This is a genomic window from Jatrophihabitans cynanchi (assembly GCF_027247405.1).
In the GTDB taxonomy this organism is placed as follows: domain Bacteria; phylum Actinomycetota; class Actinomycetes; order Mycobacteriales; family Jatrophihabitantaceae; genus Jatrophihabitans_B; species Jatrophihabitans_B cynanchi.
In genome coordinates, this window is the sequence record NZ_CP097463.1 from 2,206,771 (window position 1) to 2,223,761 (window position 16,991).

The window sequence follows — 16,991 nt, forward strand, 5'->3', positions numbered from 1 at the left end:
CCGCTCACCCTCAGCCGGCGAGCAGGAAGTCCAGGGACTCGATCTCCGAGAGGACCGCATCCTCTTCCGGGGTCAGTCTGTACTCCTCGGCCCGGCGGCGGAGTTCCTCCTCGGTCATACGGACCTGCTGAAGCAACTCACCACGTCGCTCAGCGATCTGGTCGCGAGTCAGCAGCTCAACCATCGGTCCTCCCTCGGGTATCGCCCTGTTTCTGCGGGCTCTGCGTTCCACTGGAGTATGTCGACAGGGTATGACAACTCTTGACAGTGGAATACCACCGACGGCCGAATTTGGCGGTCGGCACGAATGACCTCTTCAAGTGGACACCGTCGAAGGACGAAATGACTGGGTCGTCAACGCTATGGCCCGCCCGCTGTCCGGCCGGAGTGCGACGCGAACGGGCGGGGCACAGTACCGGGCCACCCACGGCGATCGGCTCGCCCCGGATGACCCGGACCTGACGACGACGTCAGCGGGCTTCGGCGCCCAGGGCGAGGTCGAAGCCCCCGCCGCTGCGTGCCAGGCCCATCAGCAGGATGCCGGCCCACTCCAGGGCATAGGCCATGGCAAGCCCTCCTGCGTCGAGCGGCCGCAGGTCCAGGCTCTCCAGAAACGCCGTGACGCGCGCCTTCGCCTCGGCGCTGTCGCCGGCGAGGAACGCGTCCAGCGGCTTGCCCTGGGCGAGAACGTGGCCGAAGATCGAATTCAGCGCCTTCACGACGTGTGTGCTTTCGGGGGTGGCAGCAGCGATCTGCTGGGCCGCCGAGTTTCCTGGCGTAGTCACGAGTCCGCTGGCGTCGGCGTTGAACGGGTTGGAGATGTCGACGACGGTCTTGCCGGCCAGCGCCTCGCCGTACTGCGTGATCACGTCGACCGCGCCGGCGTACAGGACGGCGAGGACGACAATGTCACCCGACGGCTTTGCGCCGAACGTGCCGACGGTGGCTCCGTTGCCGATCTCGTCGGCAAGTGCCTGAGCCTTGGCGGTGTTGCGGCTCATGAACTCGATCGTGTGACCGTGGTTCGCCGCCCGGGTGCCGATGGCGGTGGCCATGTTGCCCGAGCCGATGATGCTGATGGTGCTCATGACGTGTGCTCCTTCGTTGTGTCTGGACTGGTTCGTCGTGAGGGTCTTGCTGGCGGAGTCAGGTCGCCGATGCCGCGACTTGGCCGAAGGCGTCGCGGTGGTCGGACACGAACTGCGCGAAGGTCCGGGCGGGCCGGCCGACCAGGTCAGGTACGTCGCTGGTGACGTAGTCGGCGTCGCCGGTTGCGAACAGAGCCAGCGCACGGGCGTTGTCGCTGGCCGCGTTGCTCGATCGCGGCCTGGTTGCGCCGGCGCAGGATCGGGGAGTCGGCCGAGGCCTTGCTCGTCACCTTCACCAGGTGGTCCACACCCGCCTTGACGGCACTGGCCACCACCGCGAGTTCGTGCGCCGGCACCGCAGGTCTGACCAGCGCGACGGTCGATATGCCGTCCATGGCCGCGTCAACGGCTGCCGGATCGTCCAGGTCGCCGACAACCGCCTCGGCGCCCAACGCCGCCCAGCCGGCGACCGCGTCGCGGTCGCGGACCAGGATCCGCACCGACCATGCCTGTTCGGCCAGCAAGCGGGCGGTCTCGGCCCCGACCTTGCCGGCTGTTGTCACGAGGATCATCCCTGCTCCTAACGTTTGTTGCTCATGCCCTGCCGACTCTCGACGGGCCCTCGGTTCGCGCCATAGGCGCCCGGTGGTGCGGTTCAGGAGCGGATCAGCGAGATGTCGAACTCGAGTGCAATCTTGTCGCTGACCAGGACACCGCCGGTTTCCAAGGCGAAGTTGGTGGTGACGCCGAAGTCGCGGCGGTTGATGGTGGTCTTGCCTTCGAAGCCGGCCCGGAGGTTGCCGTACGGGTCCTTGGCGGTGCCCTGGAAGGCGAACTCGATGGTGACGGTCCTGGTGACGCCTTTGACGGTCAGCTCGCCGGTGAGGGTGAAGTCCTGTTCGCCGACCTGCTCGACACCACTGCTGGTGAAGGTGATCTCGGGGAACTCGTCCATCGCGAAGAAGTCATTGCCGCGCAGGTGGGCGTCACGGTCCTGGTTCCCGGTGTCGATGCTGGGCGCTTCGATCACGACCCGTGCGTTCGAGCGCGCCAGGTCGTGCTCGTCCAGGTGGACGATGCCTTGGAAGCGGGTGAACGAGCCGCGCACCTTGGTCACCATGGCGTGACGGGCCACGAAGCCGATGCGGCTGTGGGCCGGGTCGATGGTGTAGTCGCCGGTGAGTTCGGTGATGGCTTGGGCGGTGCTGGACATGGGTTCCTCCTGGGTGTGTCGGGCTGGAAGCTGGAGCGGTAAGTGGTGGACTCCTCAACCATATGCACTCATTGGTTGAGGAGTCAACCACCCGGTAGGCTGGCGGTATGGCGACTGGACCCAAATGGCTCAACAGCCGCGAAGACCGGGCCTGGCGGGCGTTCAAGCACGCCGGGTACCAGCTCGACGTGCGCCTGAACCGCCACCTGCTGCAGGAATCGCAGCTCACCCAGGCCGACTACGAGGTTCTCGCCGTCCTGTCCGAGGCCCCCACCGACCGCATGCCCGCGCGAGAACTCTGCGCCACCCTGACCTGGGAGAAGAGCCGGCTGTCGCACCAGCTCCGCGGCATGCAGCAGCGGGGACTGATCGCCCGCGAACCCAACCCGGACGACGCCCGCAGCGTCGTGATCCGCTTACTGCCCATCGGCCGCCGCGCCATCGAGAACGCAGCGCCGGCGCACGTGCGCCACGTCCGCCGGCACCTCATCGACCTGTTCACGCCCGCGGAACTGGAGACCCTCGCGGCGCTCAACGAACGCGTCCTGCGGCACCTCGCCGAGGAGCCGTTCGAAAGCTAGGCGCGACATTGGCGCTTCACGGCGCGAGGTCGGTGATCAGGTCGCGACCGGCTCCCCGGCGAGGCGGGCGGCGAGCTGGTGCCGGCCGCTGATGCCGAGCTTGCTGTAGACGCGGGCGAGGTGGGTCTGCACCGTTCGGGTCGAGATGCCGAGCCCGCCGGCGATCGCGGCATCGGAGTCGCCACGGCCGGCCAGCGCGGCGATCTGCCGTTCCCGGGGGGTCAGCGGCACCGCCAGCTCGGCGCCGGCCAGCCACGGCGCGGGCACCCCCTCGCAGCGCGCCCGCAGGATGCGCGAGCGGGCCGCGCTGGCGCGAGCAGCCCGGAACTGCCCGGCTGCGGCATGGGCAACCGCGGCCTCGGCCGCGACCTCGGCGGCAAGCGCGAGGACACCGCCCGCGTCGAACCGCCGGGCGAGCTCGTCCAGCGCGGCCGGATCCCGGGCGGCCAGCGCGGCGGCGTGGTCCACCAGGCAGCGGGCGAACGTTCCGTCCACGTGCGTCGCGGCGGCCCGCAGCGGCAGCAGCACGGCGCGGGCCCCGCCGTAGCGCGCAGCGTCGTGATAGCCCGCGACGGCAACGTTCCACTGTTCACGGTCCGCCGCCACACCGGCGGCCCAGGCCGCGCGATCGACTGCCTCGGGCAGCCGCAGCTCGGCGGCGTGCAAGGCCGCCACCGCGAGCTCGAACTCCGGTTCGTACGTCTTCATTCGCGGCGCGTCCGCGCAGGCGTCCAGCGCTTCCGCGGCACCGGACAGCTCGCCCACGCCGACGGCAGCGCGGGCGAGCATCGAGCTGATGTGCCGGACGAACGACTGGTCGAACGGCGTGAGCGCGACCAGGCACCGGCGCAACCGCCGCAGTGCGGTGCCGGGGCGCCCGCGGGCCAGATCGACGCGGGCCAGGCAGTACTCCGCGCGTGGCCCGGCGAACGGATCATTGTCGGCCGCGGCACGTGCCTGCAGGCGGAGCGCACGCGCCTCGGCCCGGTCGAACTCTCCCTCGTCCAGCAGGGCGCAGCACGCGATCAGCTCGATGCCGGCCGCGCCGAACGGCACGGCTTCGCGGACCGCGGCGGCGTCGGCAAGCACGGCGTCCGCCAGTTCGAGGGCGCGTCGGGTGTGCCCGAGCCAGTACTGCGCACCCACCCCGCCGATCGCGGCGAACGTCCTGGCCACCGGATCCACGGCGCGGTACTCGGCCGGGTGCTCGAGGAGCGGGCCGGCTACATCGAGCGCCTGGGCCGACCGTGCATCGAAGGCCAGCAGCGCCGCGTACAGGCCACGCAACCGGTTACTGGCCGCCGGGACCCCGCTCAGCACGCCCGCGACGAGCTCGGCGCCGGCGGCGGTGTCACCGGTCATCAGCCCCTGCCCCATGGCGGCGCAGTACACCAACGCCTCCCGGTCGGCCTGGGTGAGCGAATCCGGCGGCAGCGCTGCCGTCAGCGCCTTAGCCTCGGCAGTGCGTCCGGTGTGGGTGAGGATCTCGGCGAGCAGCAAGGTCGCCTGCAGCGATCCGCTCACCTCGTGCGCGCGCCGGGCGAGCCGCTCGGCGGTGTCCAGCCGAACGCTTCGCGCGGCGCGCGCGGCCGCCAGCAACCGGGCCGGATCGTCGGCCTGGCCGCTGTCCAGCCGCCACAGCGCGGCGCGGACGAGATCGTGCGGTGACGGTGTCGCCGCTGCTTCCAGGCGGCTCGCCAGGGACAGCCGGATGCGGCGCAGCCGCAGCGGCGGGGTGTCCGCGCGCAGCACCTCCCCGTGCAGCGGATGAGCGCTGCTGAGCTGCGGCCCGGCCAGCCCGGCGCGCACCGTGATCAGACGCTGCGCATCGAGTTCATCGACCATCGCTTCCCCGAGCAGTTCGACCGCGATGCCGAGCGCGAGTGGCTCACCCGCGGCCACCGTCTCGAGCGCGGACCGGTGCTGCTCGGGCAGCGCGCGCAACCGCGTTCTGACCAGCTCCCGGATGCCGGTGCTGACGGGTGGTTCGCCGGCCAGCGTCCACGCCGTGCCGCGCCACACCAGGGTGGCGGCGTCCAGCGCGGCGCTGAGCAGTTCGCGCAGCAGCAGCGGGTTGCCCTCGGCGCGCGCGGCGAAGGCGTGTGCGGTGACCGCATCGACCGGCGCATCCAGAACGGTCTCGATGAGGTCCGCAACGTCCGGGTCGCTCATCGCGCCCAACTCGATGCGCTCGCACCAGCCGTCGCGCCACAGGCGTGCGACACCTGTGGGCAGGTCGGTGTCGAGGGCGGTCGCCAGCACCGTCGCGGTCCCGTCCGCGGCAAGCTGCAGCAGCACCTGGGCCGACCGCTCGTCGAGCAGATGGGCGTCCTCGACCACGAACAGCACCGCCGTTCCGGCCGGCCGCGCGCACGCGTCGTCCACCCGGCGCGCCACCTCGGCCGGGCTCACGACAGCGCCGTCGGCCGAGGTGATGACCGCGGCGAAGGCCTCGTACGGCGTACCGCTGGACGCCGCGTGGCCGAACACTCGCTCGGCCCGCGCGCTCGTACCGGTCCGCTCGCACACGTGTCGCACCAGAGCGCTCTTACCGATTCCCGGTTCACCGAGGACCAGCGCGCCGACCCCGGACGCAACCAGGGAATCGATGCGCGCGGCCTCGCGCACGCGACCGACGAACGGCCACCGATCGGCCATGAGCGGCACGGTACCGCTGTTGTGGCCGCACGTACGTAGTAGTTACGGATGCGGAATGCCGCAGCGCCCGCTTGAGTGAGCGCACGCCGATGCCGCGCCGGCCGGCACACCGAGGAGGGTGGAGGATGCCTACCACTGCCGAGCCCCTGCCACTCGCCCGCGGCGCGACGTGCCTCGGCGTCGCCGTCGTTGTGCTGGTTTCGGCCGGCTGCAGCAGCAGCGGATCGCCGTCGCGGACGTCGCCGCCGGCACCGGTCACCACCGCGAGCGCGCCGACTTCGACGACGGCGCCGGCGACGGCCGCGGCGGTGACCTCCCCCGTCCCGACGCTGACCGGCGCGGCCGCGGGAACCGATCTGTCCGGGCGCTGGTCAGGCCGGTACAGCGGTGCGTTCTCCGGCACGTTCGCGCTCAACTGGCAGGAGACCGGGTCGAGTCTGCGCGGCACCATCACCCTCTCGGATCCGGCCGACACGCTGAGCCTGACCGGGAGCGTCACCGGCACCAGTATCCGTTTCGGTACGGTCGGCTCGGCGGCCATCACGTACTCCGGGACGGTCTTCGGACACTCGATGTCCGGCACCTATCAGGTCAGCGGCGCCGGCGGCGGGAACTGGAGCGCCAACACGAGTTCGTGAGCGGCAACGTAGCATCGGTGCCTCCTGGATCGGAGGTTGTCGATGCCCTGGCTGCTGGTGGTGGTCGCCGGCCTTTTCGAGGCGGGCTTTGCCGTCTGCCTCAAGCTCAGCCACGGTTTCAGCCGCCTCTGGCCGACCGTCCTGTTCTGCGTCTGCGCGCTCGCCAGCTTCGGGCTGCTGACCCTGGCGCTGAAGGATCTGCACGTCGGCCCGGCGTACGCGGCATGGACCGGAATCGGTGCGGCGGGCACCGTCATCATCGGAATGATCTGGCTGCAAGAGCCGGTATCGGTGCTGAAGCTGGTCTCGATCGCGCTGGTGCTCGCCGGCGTCGTCGGCCTGCAGCTCACCGGCGCGGCACACTGAGTTCGACTCAGCCGCCCGAGCTGATCCGGTGGGCGAGTTCGAGCAGCTCGTCGAGATGGTCCGCCAGCAGCAGCGCGGCGACCCAACACGCGGCGGCGCCGACTGCGCTCAGCGCGGCAGCGACCGGCTGCCTTCGCGGTTTCGGTGTGAGCAGGACCCGTACGCGATCGAGCACGTTCGCGCCCGCCGCGGCCAGGGCACCGCGCGGCGCGGGCCGGTGCGCCAACGCGGCAGCGGCCACTGCGTGCGCGACCAGCACCCGGTCGCCGACTTCGCGGGCGGCGATTTCGTCGGCCCAGCGCTCCACGGCAAGTTCGATCGCCCGGCAGACCGGCCGCAGCAGCGGGTTGGCCGATGCGGCGAGCTGCCCGAGCCGGACGTAGCGCTGGTGGTGATAGCGCAGGTGCGCGGCCTCGTGAGCCAGCAGCGCACGGCGTTCGGGCGCGGACAGCGCGCGCAGCATTCCGGTGGAGACCACGATGCGCGGCGTGCGCCCGGGCACGGCGTACGCGAGCGCCCCGGGGTCACGCACGATGACCAGGTTGTCGACGGCCGGACCCAAGCGGGCGGTGGCGGCGTCGATGCTGCCGGCGCGAGTCGCCAGTCGCAGGGCATGCCAGAGCACGGACAGCACCATCAACAAGGCGATCGCCGCCGCCGCGAACCCGACTGCCGGCGGCATCGGGACGTGATCACGCAGCGCGTCCACAGACACGTGACCCAGCGCGGCGGTGGGGACCTCGGCCAACGCGAGCAGCCCGGCCAGCAGCAGGACGACCGCGCACCCCGCCGCGACGGACGCCGCGAGGGTGGTCAACAGCGCAACGGCCGCCACGGGCGGCAGCCCGGTCGCCACCCGTCGCGCCACACGTGCGCCGACGCCGCCCACGAGGAACGGCACGAAGGCGGCCGCAAGGATCACTGCGGTCCGCTCGGGCGAGCTGTGCCCCGGGTGGTCATCGGCGCTTCGCCTCCCGAGCGTCGGACAACAGCTCGCGCAGCAGTTGCTCGCTCTCGCCGTCGAGGGTCTGCACGAAGCGGGACAGCACGCTCGCGCGATCTTCGCCGGCCTCCAACAGGGCACGCATCTGATGCGCGGTGAGGCTCGCCTGCGCGGTCGACACGTCGCCGACCAACTGGTACGCGAAGGCCCGCCCGCGCGGCGAACGCACGAGCGCCCGCTTGGCGTACAGCCGGGACAGGGTGGTCATGACCGTGGTGTAGGCGAGGTCTCCACCGATCTCTGCCTGGACCTGGGCCGGCGTCATCGGCTCATCGGCGATCGCCAGGCACGCGATGATCTCGCGTTCCAGCCCGCCGCTCGTTCTTGCTCTTCCCTGGGCCATCGCACTCCCCGTCCCGCCGCCGGCACGCGATGCCGCCGGCACATCCTGCAGTCTGTCACTCTTGATTCGCGGCGCGTCAGCTCGCGCGGCAGTCCGGTCTCCCGGTGACCAGCTGCATGCTCAGCCGCGCCCGGATCGTCACCTGCCCGGCCTGCGGCGAATGGACCTGCAACCATCCGTCCTGAGTCGTGTCGACGCAGGCGACGCCGGAGGTGACCAGCCAGAGCCGGCTCGACCTGATGTGGACGAGGACCGTCGCGGCCCGGGTGAAGCGCAGTTGCACCGACGCCGGCCCGAGAGCGGTGACGGCGGCCTCGCCCGAGACGAGCGACGGTGTGCCGGCCACCCGCCACACCCGCCAGTGCGCGTCGTGCCAGACCGGCACCAGGTACGGCGGCGGGTGGGCGAGCAGGTGCGCCTCGGCGGTTCCGCCGTAGTCCAACGGGACGGCCGGCAGCGCGACGAGAGCCACTGCGTTCTGCACCAGCCACGTGCGATAGGACGACGCGGTGAGCGGCCGGTACAGCACCCGGTTGTACTGCAGGTCGGCCTGCCGCTCCCAGCCCCGCGCGATCGGGAACCGCGGCGCGACATGGGCACTCTCCCAGTGCTCTCTCGTGAACGGGATCTCCAGCCGCCCGTCCGCCGCGTCCTGCGTCTTGAGGAACGACAGCAGGCCGCGGTAATAGGCCGCGTACTGCGACGGGTCGCTCGCGCCGTGCCAGACCGCGGTGGACAGGGGAATCAGCGGCCACAGCAGCGCGGCTTGCCCGGCGACCGCCAGTCTCGCGAACTGCCGGCGACGCTCGGGCGTGAGCAGGTAACACGCCAGTGGCAGCGCGACCAGCTTGCCGAGCCGGGTGATGTTTCCGCCGACCGGGTTGGGGACCACGAAGCACGCCACGCCGACCAGTGCGTACAGCACGGCGAAGCGCCGGAACACGATGTTCTCGCGCGGGCTCAGGGTGTACGCGAGGACGCTGAAGGCGAGCACGCCGAGCAGGCTCGGCCACGGGCAGGGGAACGGTCCGCCTGCCCCACCGATGACCCCCGCGACGAGCGGCCCGGCTAGCGCCGTCCCGAGCAGCCCGCTGCGCCGCCAGCCGAAGGCGGCGGCCAGCGCCGGGATGCTCAGCAGCAGGAAGGCCCCCGCCAGCGGGCTGGACAGCGAGCACAGCGCGGCGAGAGCGAGCGTCCACGCCGCCCGATCGCGGTCGAGTGCCAGGATCGCGGCGAGGCCGAAGGCGGTCCCGAGCAGGAACGGCACCTGACCGATCACCAGGTTGCTGACCAGCATGAGTGCCGCGGCCACGCTGTAGGCCCGATGCGCTCCGCGCCGGGTGCGCGGCAGCAGGCGATCGGCCAGCCAGGCCGCGGCGGTGGTCGCGAGGACCCCCGTTCCGGCGGCACCCAGCAGCGCGGCGAACACCGGATACAGGACCGAGTACCCGGGCAACGCCTGCCCGGCGTACCACTGATCGGTCCACGCGAGCAGCCCGTTGTGGACGGCGAAGCCCGCCCGGTACTCCTGCGCCGGCCAGTCCGGGCCCCAGCGGGCGAAGAGCACGACCACGATGCCGAGGACGAAGCTCAGGTTGGCGACGAGCGCGGCCGACCGCCTGGAGCCGACGATTGACGGCCCCTCGACCGCCGTCACCGATCGGCCTGCAACGTCAACGCGCACCGGCACGCCGGGCCGGGCCCATGGCCTGGCCGAAGCCCCGACCGACGCACAGCATCAGCCCGCTGGCCAGCAGGCCGAGCCAGCCGGCCGCGCACACCGGACCGTTCTGGATCGCGACCCCGACCGCCAGCGTCAGCACGGCAGCGAGCAGCGCCCACTCGGCGGCTCGCCACACCCGGTAGTGGGGTAACCGGCCCTCAGTCAAGGCCCGGTCCAGCTCGGGGCTCTCGTGCGACAGCTCGCGGTCGATCGCTGCCAGTCGCCGCGACTCCTCGCCGGTCAGTGACATCGTCGGCCTCCTGAATCTGCGGCGCCCGCGGACAGCGCACTCAGGCACGTACCGGCAACGTACTACTCATTGCGTAGTAGTGACGAGGATGCGGCCCCAGCCGTCACTCAGCCGGCGCGGGGTCGGCCGTCGGCGCCGCGCTGATCCGGACGCAGCAGCGACCGGGAGCCGGATCGAGGTGGGCGTGCAGCCCGTCGCACCCGCAGTGATTGAGCGCCGATTCGAGCAGGTCGTGGTTCACCCCGCAGATGAGGTCGGGGTGCTCGCGGGCGAGGTCGTGGAACGGGCAGTTGGCCAGGACCAGTTCGGCGCCGTCCGGGCGCGGCTCGTAGCCGTACTCGCTGAGCACGTCACTCACCGCCTGCAGGGCCTGCGCCCTGCCGGCGCGGCGGCTTAGCTGTTCGCGAGCCTGCTCGCCGAGCCGTCGTCCCGCGGCGGTGGCCGCGTCGCGTAGCGCCCGCGCGATCGAGACGCCCGACGTGCTCGCCGCGGTGATCGCCTGCGCCATGATGTGCCCGGCCAGGTCGTAGCGCCGCTCGGGCAGGCTCACAGCCACCTCGGCGGCCGAGCGCCGGTAGCGCTTGGCGGGACGCCCGGCGCCGGGTCCGCCCCGACCGGGCGGACGGCTGTAGTCGACGTCGAGCAGGCCTTCGGCCTCGAGCTTGTCGAGGTGGAACTTCGCCGCGTGGTGGGCGACGCCGACCGCGTCGGCCGCCTGCACCCGGTCGACCGGTTCGGGCTGCGCTGCGACGTAGCGGTACAGCGCGCGGCGGATCGGCTCGCCCAGGGCGGCGATCCGGCCGACCCGCTCGGCGAAGCTGTCGGTGCTCGGCGCCATCGATAGCACCACCCATTCTATCGGACACTTTTGTTGACGTAAGGCTCGCAGCCGTTCTATCGTTGAATTGTACATCCGATACAAAGGAGAGCGTCATGACGAGCACTGCCACACCGGCACCCGCTGTCACCCCGTCCGTCCGAGCTGCGACGGGGGCGCGATTGCGGTCCGATCCGACGTTCCAGGCCTACTGGCTGATGCGGATCGGGTTCACGATCGTCCCGATCCTGTTCGGCGCGGACAAGTTCGCGCACGTGATGGTGAATTGGGACAAGTACCTCGCGCCGGACGTGCAGCGCTGGCTGAGCCCGTTCGACACCGTGCACCAGAGCATGTTCGCGGTCGGCGCCATCGAGATCGTCGCAGGACTGGTCGTGCTGCTCCTTCCGCGCATCGGCGGCTACGTGGTCGCGCTGTGGCTCGCCGGCATCGTCGTGAACCTTGCGATGATCGGCGGCTACTGGGACATCATGATGCGCGACGTCGCGTTGTTCCTGCTCGCGCTCACATTCACCCGGCTGGCGAGCGCCTTCCCGGCCGGTGCCGTGTCCGACCGGTTGCTGTCCCGCACGCGGCGCGCGCAGCACAGCTGAGACCTGCGGGCAGAACCCTTACCGTTGCCGGGCGCCGCGCGCTCGGCAACGGTCGCGCTAGGTCTTGAGCGGGTAGTTCGGTCGTGGGTCGTGTGCGGTGTTGCGGATGGGGGTTTGGTTGCCTGTCCAGGCGGGTGGGATCCAGTGCGGGATGCCTCCCCTGCCGGCTACGCCTTCATTGGCGGGGGGACCCCCGCTGAGCATGCGGCACACCCAGCCGAGGCGTTCGAACGTGCGGTGGTGGTAGGTGCAGAGTAGGCAGCCGTTGTCGATGTGGGTGGGTCCGCCGTCGGCCCAGGGCACGATGTGGTGGACTTGGCAGTGTTGTGGGGGTGCGTCGCAGCCGGGGAATGAGCAGCCTTTGTCTCGGATGATCAGGGCGTGGCGTTGCTGGCGGGTGAAGATGCGGCAGGGGGTGCCGAGGGACTCGACACGCCGGTGCTACCCGCACGGTTGGCTGAAGACGCGTACCGCCGCGGGCGCTACGCCCGGCTGCAACCACACCAGCGGGCTGCCCGAACCAGCCGGCTCCATCAGGTGCAGCACGATCGTCTGCGTCGCGCCGCGCCGTAGCTCGACAGGCAGCCGGAAGATCGGCCGACCGTGATCGCTCTTGCGCGCTGCGGCAACGGGGTCGCCGTTGCGGCTGACGCTCAGTAACTGGGCGCCGTTGCTCGCGTAGTAGTCGAGCAGCGTGCTGTAGTCGCCCACCCGCGCGCCGGCCGGCGCGGCGTCCAGCCGGTCCGTGACGTAGCGCGGCAGTCCGGTAACGGGAGCGTGGTTGGTCAGCGTGATGGTGACCTGGACGTCGCGCATCGGGCCGCAGCCGCTGCGGTGATAGTCCAGCGTCCGGGCCAGGTAGAAGTCCAGTTTGCCGCCGGAGGTGTTGTTCAGCACCGGCCCGATGAACGGACGCGTGGTGTCCGGGATCGCGCCGGCGTAGGTGGTCTGCTCCAGCTCGCGTTGCGCGGCGGAGTCCGAACTCCACACCAGCAGGCGGCGCTGCGACGAGGCACGGACGAGAGCCTTCGCCAGGGCCGCCGCATCACCGACGCCACTGATCAACTTCTGCGAGGACGCCTTGAGCACCGCGACCAGGAACGCCTTGCGCTGCGCGTAGCCCGGGAACAGCGTGTACTCGTCGCGCTCGGTCAGCGTCACGATGTTCTGCGCGCTCACCGTCCGCCCGTCGGGCAGCCGCACCGGTCCGGTGGCCGCGAGCACGTAGCCGAGCACCGCTGGGTCGACGGCGACCGCACCATCGACGTGCTCACCGCTGGTGCGCTCCCACATGCGCGTCCACACCTGCGCCGCGTAGCGGAAGTCCGGGCTGACGTTGGAGTTCAGGAACGACGTGGTCGGCAGCGAGTCGCCGTACGCGCGCGCGTAGTCCGAGCCGAAGTCCAAGCCGGTGGCGATCAGCTTGTTCGTGTCGGCAGGCAGCAGTGCCGCGTCGCTCTCGAAGTGGGTGAAGCGAACCCGGCCGTGATCGGCGACCGCGATCGCGAACGCCCCGGGCAACCCTCCCGTGCCACGCGCCTCGGCCTCGTTCTGCAGGCCGATGATGTAGCGCCTCGGACCGTCGGCGCCGAGCAGCGGCGGCAGCACGCGTGCGGCGCGAGCGGCGGCGTCGACGTACCCGCCGAACTGGTGCAACTGCGCCGCCAGCGCGCTGCGCGGCCCGTCGACCGCGGGCAGCCAAGTGCTGTGCGGCAGCGCGTCAACCCGGTACGTCACCGCACGTAGCGTGCTCGCCGCGGCCTGCAGGTTCGGCGCCGCGGTCAGCAGCGCGTGCAGGTCGATCGTGTCACCGTGCACCCGCAGCCGCGCCGGGTCCATCAGCTTGGCGACGTCGATGAGTTGCGGGACGGCATCGGCACTCAGGTCGACACCGGCGGCGGTCGCCCCCCGGATCGTCTCGGCCGGCTCGCCGAGGTACGGCACATGCGCGGCCACCCACCAGGCCGGCCCGCTGGTCAGCAGATCGGCGCGGCGTGCGGCCGGGACGATCCCGGCGACCGCCTGCCGCGCCTCGTCCAGCCGTCCGGATGCCACGAGTGACTGCACCCGCCGCAGGTTGTGCTCGATCTGGCGCACCTGCTGGCGGGCGAGCAGCCCGGTGACCACGATCCAGGCGGCAGCCAGCAGGGCAAGGGCGCCGAGCGCGAACAGCACAGCACGGCGAACCCTGCGGTCGTACGCCAGGTAGCGCACCCGGGTCGGCAGCCGTCGACCCGCCGACCGCACCGCCGCGCCGACTGTGCTCACCGCTCCGACTGTGCTCACCGTGCCGACCGTGCTCACCGCTCCGACCGGGCCGACCGCACCGGCCCTCCCGGACCGTCCGGACCGTCCTCGCTTGGTGGGTGCGACGGCACGGTGCGTGCTCATCGGCTCAGCCGCACTCAGCCGCACTCACCTGCGCAGTGACCTGCGCCGGCCGACGTACATCAGCCCGATCCCACCACCGAGCAGCGCGGCCGCGAGCGCAATCAGCAAGGCGATCTGGGTGCCGGTGAAGGCCAGCCCGCCGGTGCCGCTGGCGCCACCGCCACCGCTCCCGCTTCCGCCGGCTGGACCGACCGCGATCGGGTCCACGCCCGCGCCCGCGCGAATCGTCAACACCAGCGAGTCACGGTCGGCGTTCAGGCCGCTCGCGCCGACCCCGGCGAGTACGCGCTGGCCGGTAGGGGCAGGCACCACGACCTGGATGTCGAACGCCCCGTTCCCGTCGGTGTGCGCGGTGGCCACGTGCTTGCCGCCGATGGTGATGTCGACGTCCTCGTTCGGGCAGTAGTTCGCCCCAGCGACCTTGATCGTCTGCCCGACGTACGGCGTGGTCGTGCTGGACATGATCGTCGCGCCCGGGGACATCGGATAGGCGACCGCGCCGGGACAGATCTCCTGCGGCGCGGCGGCGCGCGCGCCGGCCGCGCCGGGCGTGGCGCCCGCCACGGCCGGCACCGCCAGCAGGGCGGCGAGAAGCAGGGCGGGCACCGCGACGAACCGAATCAGACGGCGCATCGGGCATCACCTACACATTCGGCTCGTGGGACAGCGCATTCTGGGTGGATCAACGACGGCCTCGCCGCGGCGATACGCGCCGCGTGACCGCGGGCGCCCCGCGCCGGCTGCCGGTCAGCCGATCGAGCGCTTCACCTCGTCGTAGATCCAGCGGTAGGTCCGCTCCAGACCGTCCGCCAGGCTGATTGACGGAGCCCAGCCGTAGCGCCGGACGATCTCGGTGTTGTCGCTGCTGCGCCCGCGCACGCCCTGCGGCGCGGTGAGGTCGTGCCGGCGCTCGAGCCGCACCCCGGCAATCGTCTCGACGATGTCGACCATCTGGTTGATGGTGACCAGTTCGTCCGAGCCGAGGTTCACCGGTTCGGGGTCGTCCGCATCGGCGATCAGTTGGGTGCCCTTGATGCAGTCGTCGATGTACATGAAGCTGCGCGTCTGCAGCCCGTCACCCCAGACGTCGATCGTGCTGCCACCTGTGATCGCGGCGGTGGCCACCTTGCGGCAGATCGCCGCGGGCGCCTTCTCCCTGCCACCGTCCCACGTGCCGTGTTCGCCGTACACGTTGTGATAGCGCGCCACCCGCGTCTGCACGCCGTAGTCCTCGAGGTAGTGCCGGGCCATCCGCTCGCTGAACAGCTTCTCCCAGCCGTAACCGTCCTCCGGCATCGCCGGGTAGGCGTCCTTCTCGGTCAGCGGCACCACGTCCGCACTCGTCTGGTGACCGGCCGCGTAGACGCACGCGGAGGAGGAGTAGAAGTAACGCTCCACGCCCGCCTCACGGCTCGCCTGCAGCACGTGCGTGCTGGTGAGCACGGACATCATGCAGGCGGCCTTGTTGTTCTCGATGAAGCCCATGCCGCCCATGTCGGCGGCCAGGTTGTAGACCCGCTGCGCGCCGTCGACCGCTGCGCGGGCAGTCTCCAGCAGCGACACGTCACCACGGATGTTCTCGGCGCCGTCGTGCACCTGGTGCCATTGGTCAAGTGGCTTGACGTCCACCCCGCGCACCGATCTGCCCTGCTGCAGCAGCGAGGCGACGAGATGCCCGCCGATGAATCCACCTGCGCCCGTGACCAGAACGTCCACCGTTGAACACCCTTCGCGTGAGTGAGAACTCGGCTGCGAAACGTTCAACGACGCCGGCTACCGATCGGTAACGCTCAGCCCGCCTTGTCGTCGACGAGCGACTTCGCCGCGCGAGCTGCGCGTCGACGCGGCCGACGCGAGTGCGACGGGCCGTCGACCTCGGAGCGGTAATAGCTGTAGCCGTACTCGCCGCTGCGCTTGTTGGGGATGCGGTTGAGCACCAGGCCGAGCAGCGACGCATCGACGCGACGGAGGCTGTGCACTGCCCGCTTGATCTGCGTGTCGGTGGTGACCCCGTGCCGCACGACGAGCAGCGTTCCGTCGGCCAGCGCGGCGACCTCGGAACCGTCGGCCACGGGCAGCAACGGGGCGGTGTCGATGACCACGTAGTCGACGCGATCGAGCAGCGAGCGGATCACGTCCCGCACATAACTGGACGCGAGCACCTCGCTCGGGTTCGGGGGCGTGGGGCCCGACGAGAGCACGTACAGGCTCGAGCCGGCGTTCTGCATCGCCTCGCTGAGTTCGATCTGGTGGATCAGCACGCTGGTCAGGCCGACCGGGCTGAGCAGGCCGAGCACCTTGGCGATGGTCGGGCGGCGCAGGTCGGCGTCGACCAGACACACCGTGAAGCCCGCCTCGGCCAGCGTCGAGGCCAGGTTGATCGCGACCGTCGTCTTGCCCTCGCCAGGGATCGAACTGGTCACCGCGATCACCCGCGGGTGCTGGTCGACGTTCGCGAACTGCAGGTTGGCCCGCAGTTGCCGGTAGTTCTCGGCCCGCACGTTGCGCGTGCCCGCCCGGGTCGCGATCGGGTGCCGGCTCGCCTTCGGGTCGTCCACGACGATGCCCATGGTGGGCGCGCCGGCCACCTTGCTCAGCGCCTCGGCGTCCTTGATCCGGTTGTCGAGGATGTCCCGCGCGACCGCGATCGCCGCACCGACCAGCAGGCCGAGCAGCACGCCGAGCGATATGTTCAGCAGCGGCTTGGGCGAGACCGGTGACGACGGCGCGGTGGCGCGGTCGGTGACGTGCATCTGGACGGACGGCGGTGCCCCGCTGCCGTTCGTGTAGTACCCCTCGATGACGCTGATGAACGCGTTCGCGGCCGAGTTGGCGATCTGCGCGGCGCGGGAGGCCGACGAATCCTGCACGTGCAGGTCGACGATCGACTGGCCGGTCGGTGCGGTCGCGGTGAGCTTGCCCTGCAGTTCGCCGTCGGACATCTGCAGATCCAGGTCCTGCTGCACCTTGTGCAGCACGTCCGGCGACCCGACGATCTTGGCGAACGTCTGCACCTGGATCTGGGTGAACGCGGCACCCTGGGCCTGCAGCGCGGCGTTGGAGGTGTCCGTCGTGAGGACGAAGATCTGCACGTTCGCCTGATAGACCCTGGCACTGGTCGCGGTGACCAGCACGGCGATTCCCGTGGCCGCGATCACGAACAGGGCGACCAGCTTCCATCGCTCGCCGAGGACCCGCAGGTAGGCGCGGAGTGTCACGGAAGGCACCTTTCCCCGGCACCGGCAGGTTCGCCCGGCGCGAGCATGTGAGTAGTACCGGCTGATGGACTAACGCCCGGGCGCCCGA

19 protein-coding genes are annotated in these 16,991 nt (G+C 71.0%); 4 read left to right on the forward strand and 15 right to left on the reverse strand.

The annotated features are described in order from the left end of the window. Window positions 1–10: 10 nt before the first annotated feature. From M6B22_RS10670 to M6B22_RS10685, 4 genes are all read right to left on the reverse strand, one after another. On the reverse strand, window positions 11–184 hold the full coding sequence (locus M6B22_RS10670; RefSeq protein ID WP_269445746.1) for a hypothetical protein: 174 nt from the start codon (window positions 182–184) through the stop codon (window positions 11–13). Between the two features lie 286 nt (window positions 185–470). Next, window positions 471–1,088, reverse strand: a complete 618-nt coding sequence (locus M6B22_RS10675; RefSeq protein ID WP_269445747.1) for an NADPH-dependent F420 reductase — start codon at window positions 1,086–1,088, stop codon at window positions 471–473. 146 nt (window positions 1,089–1,234) lie between these two features. Next, window positions 1,235–1,660 (reverse strand): SDR family oxidoreductase, encoded by a 426-nt coding sequence (locus tag M6B22_RS10680; RefSeq protein WP_269445748.1) that lies wholly within the window; start codon window positions 1,658–1,660, stop codon window positions 1,235–1,237. 83 nt (window positions 1,661–1,743) lie between these two features. Beyond that, window positions 1,744–2,301, reverse strand: coding sequence for a YceI family protein (locus M6B22_RS10685; RefSeq protein ID WP_269445749.1), 558 nt, complete (start codon window positions 2,299–2,301; stop codon window positions 1,744–1,746). A gap of 107 nt (window positions 2,302–2,408) precedes the next feature. Here M6B22_RS10685 and M6B22_RS10690 point away from each other — a divergent pair, with 107 nt between their 5' ends. After that, window positions 2,409–2,882, forward strand: a complete 474-nt coding sequence (locus M6B22_RS10690) for a MarR family winged helix-turn-helix transcriptional regulator (protein WP_269445750.1) — start codon at window positions 2,409–2,411, stop codon at window positions 2,880–2,882. A 36-nt stretch (window positions 2,883–2,918) separates the two neighbouring features. Here M6B22_RS10690 and M6B22_RS10695 read toward each other — a convergent pair whose 3' ends face one another. Continuing rightward, window positions 2,919–5,540 (reverse strand): helix-turn-helix transcriptional regulator, encoded by a 2,622-nt coding sequence (locus M6B22_RS10695; RefSeq protein ID WP_269445751.1) that lies wholly within the window; start codon window positions 5,538–5,540, stop codon window positions 2,919–2,921. 125 nt (window positions 5,541–5,665) lie between these two features. Between M6B22_RS10695 and M6B22_RS10700 the strand changes: the two genes are divergently transcribed. Continuing rightward, window positions 5,666–6,178 carry a hypothetical protein gene (locus tag M6B22_RS10700; RefSeq protein WP_269445752.1) on the forward strand — a complete coding sequence of 171 codons (513 nt, stop codon included), beginning with the start codon at window positions 5,666–5,668 and terminating at the stop codon, window positions 6,176–6,178. A gap of 42 nt (window positions 6,179–6,220) precedes the next feature. Continuing rightward, on the forward strand, window positions 6,221–6,544 hold the full coding sequence (locus M6B22_RS10705) for a DMT family transporter (RefSeq protein ID WP_269445753.1): 324 nt from the start codon (window positions 6,221–6,223) through the stop codon (window positions 6,542–6,544). Between the two features lie 7 nt (window positions 6,545–6,551). Here the strand turns inward: M6B22_RS10705 and M6B22_RS10710 are convergent, their stop codons facing one another. The 5 genes from M6B22_RS10710 to M6B22_RS10730 form a co-directional block, all read right to left on the reverse strand. After that, window positions 6,552–7,466: a M56 family metallopeptidase gene (locus tag M6B22_RS10710; protein WP_269445754.1), complete on the reverse strand. Its 915-nt coding sequence runs from the start codon at window positions 7,464–7,466 to the stop codon at window positions 6,552–6,554. Window positions 7,467–7,500: 34 nt separating this feature from the next. Further along, entirely contained in the window at window positions 7,501–7,890 is a 390-nt protein-coding gene (locus M6B22_RS10715; RefSeq protein WP_269445755.1) for a BlaI/MecI/CopY family transcriptional regulator, read from the reverse strand. A 76-nt stretch (window positions 7,891–7,966) separates the two neighbouring features. Beyond that, a complete protein-coding gene (locus M6B22_RS10720) occupies window positions 7,967–9,547 on the reverse strand; it encodes a hypothetical protein (protein WP_269445756.1) in 1,581 nt (526 codons plus the stop codon). A gap of 16 nt (window positions 9,548–9,563) precedes the next feature. Next, complete coding sequence (locus tag M6B22_RS10725; RefSeq protein WP_269445757.1) at window positions 9,564–9,863, reverse strand: DUF3040 domain-containing protein; 300 nt, start codon at window positions 9,861–9,863, stop codon at window positions 9,564–9,566. 103 nt (window positions 9,864–9,966) lie between these two features. Beyond that, a complete protein-coding gene (locus tag M6B22_RS10730; protein WP_269445758.1) occupies window positions 9,967–10,701 on the reverse strand; it encodes a helix-turn-helix transcriptional regulator in 735 nt (244 codons plus the stop codon). Window positions 10,702–10,796: 95 nt separating this feature from the next. Here M6B22_RS10730 and M6B22_RS10735 point away from each other — a divergent pair, with 95 nt between their 5' ends. Further along, window positions 10,797–11,294: a hypothetical protein gene (locus tag M6B22_RS10735; protein WP_269445759.1), complete on the forward strand. Its 498-nt coding sequence runs from the start codon at window positions 10,797–10,799 to the stop codon at window positions 11,292–11,294. A gap of 57 nt (window positions 11,295–11,351) precedes the next feature. Here M6B22_RS10735 and M6B22_RS22195 read toward each other — a convergent pair whose 3' ends face one another. The 5 genes from M6B22_RS22195 to M6B22_RS10755 all read right to left on the reverse strand — a co-directional run bounded on the left by M6B22_RS22195 (window position 11,352) and on the right by M6B22_RS10755 (window position 16,903). Continuing rightward, window positions 11,352–11,597 (reverse strand): hypothetical protein, encoded by a 246-nt coding sequence (locus M6B22_RS22195; protein ID WP_407935608.1) that lies wholly within the window; start codon window positions 11,595–11,597, stop codon window positions 11,352–11,354. 138 nt (window positions 11,598–11,735) lie between these two features. Beyond that, window positions 11,736–13,562 carry a DUF4012 domain-containing protein gene (locus tag M6B22_RS10740; RefSeq protein WP_269445760.1) on the reverse strand — a complete coding sequence of 609 codons (1,827 nt, stop codon included), beginning with the start codon at window positions 13,560–13,562 and terminating at the stop codon, window positions 11,736–11,738. Window positions 13,563–13,709: 147 nt separating this feature from the next. Continuing rightward, the gene (locus M6B22_RS10745) at window positions 13,710–14,318 is read right to left on the reverse strand and encodes a hypothetical protein (protein ID WP_269445761.1); all 609 of its coding nucleotides are present in this window, start codon (window positions 14,316–14,318) and stop codon (window positions 13,710–13,712) included. 114 nt (window positions 14,319–14,432) lie between these two features. After that, window positions 14,433–15,401 (reverse strand): NAD-dependent epimerase/dehydratase family protein, encoded by a 969-nt coding sequence (locus M6B22_RS10750; RefSeq protein WP_269445762.1) that lies wholly within the window; start codon window positions 15,399–15,401, stop codon window positions 14,433–14,435. A 74-nt stretch (window positions 15,402–15,475) separates the two neighbouring features. Continuing rightward, complete coding sequence (locus M6B22_RS10755; RefSeq protein ID WP_269445763.1) at window positions 15,476–16,903, reverse strand: polysaccharide biosynthesis tyrosine autokinase; 1,428 nt, start codon at window positions 16,901–16,903, stop codon at window positions 15,476–15,478. Window positions 16,904–16,991 lie beyond the last annotated feature (88 nt).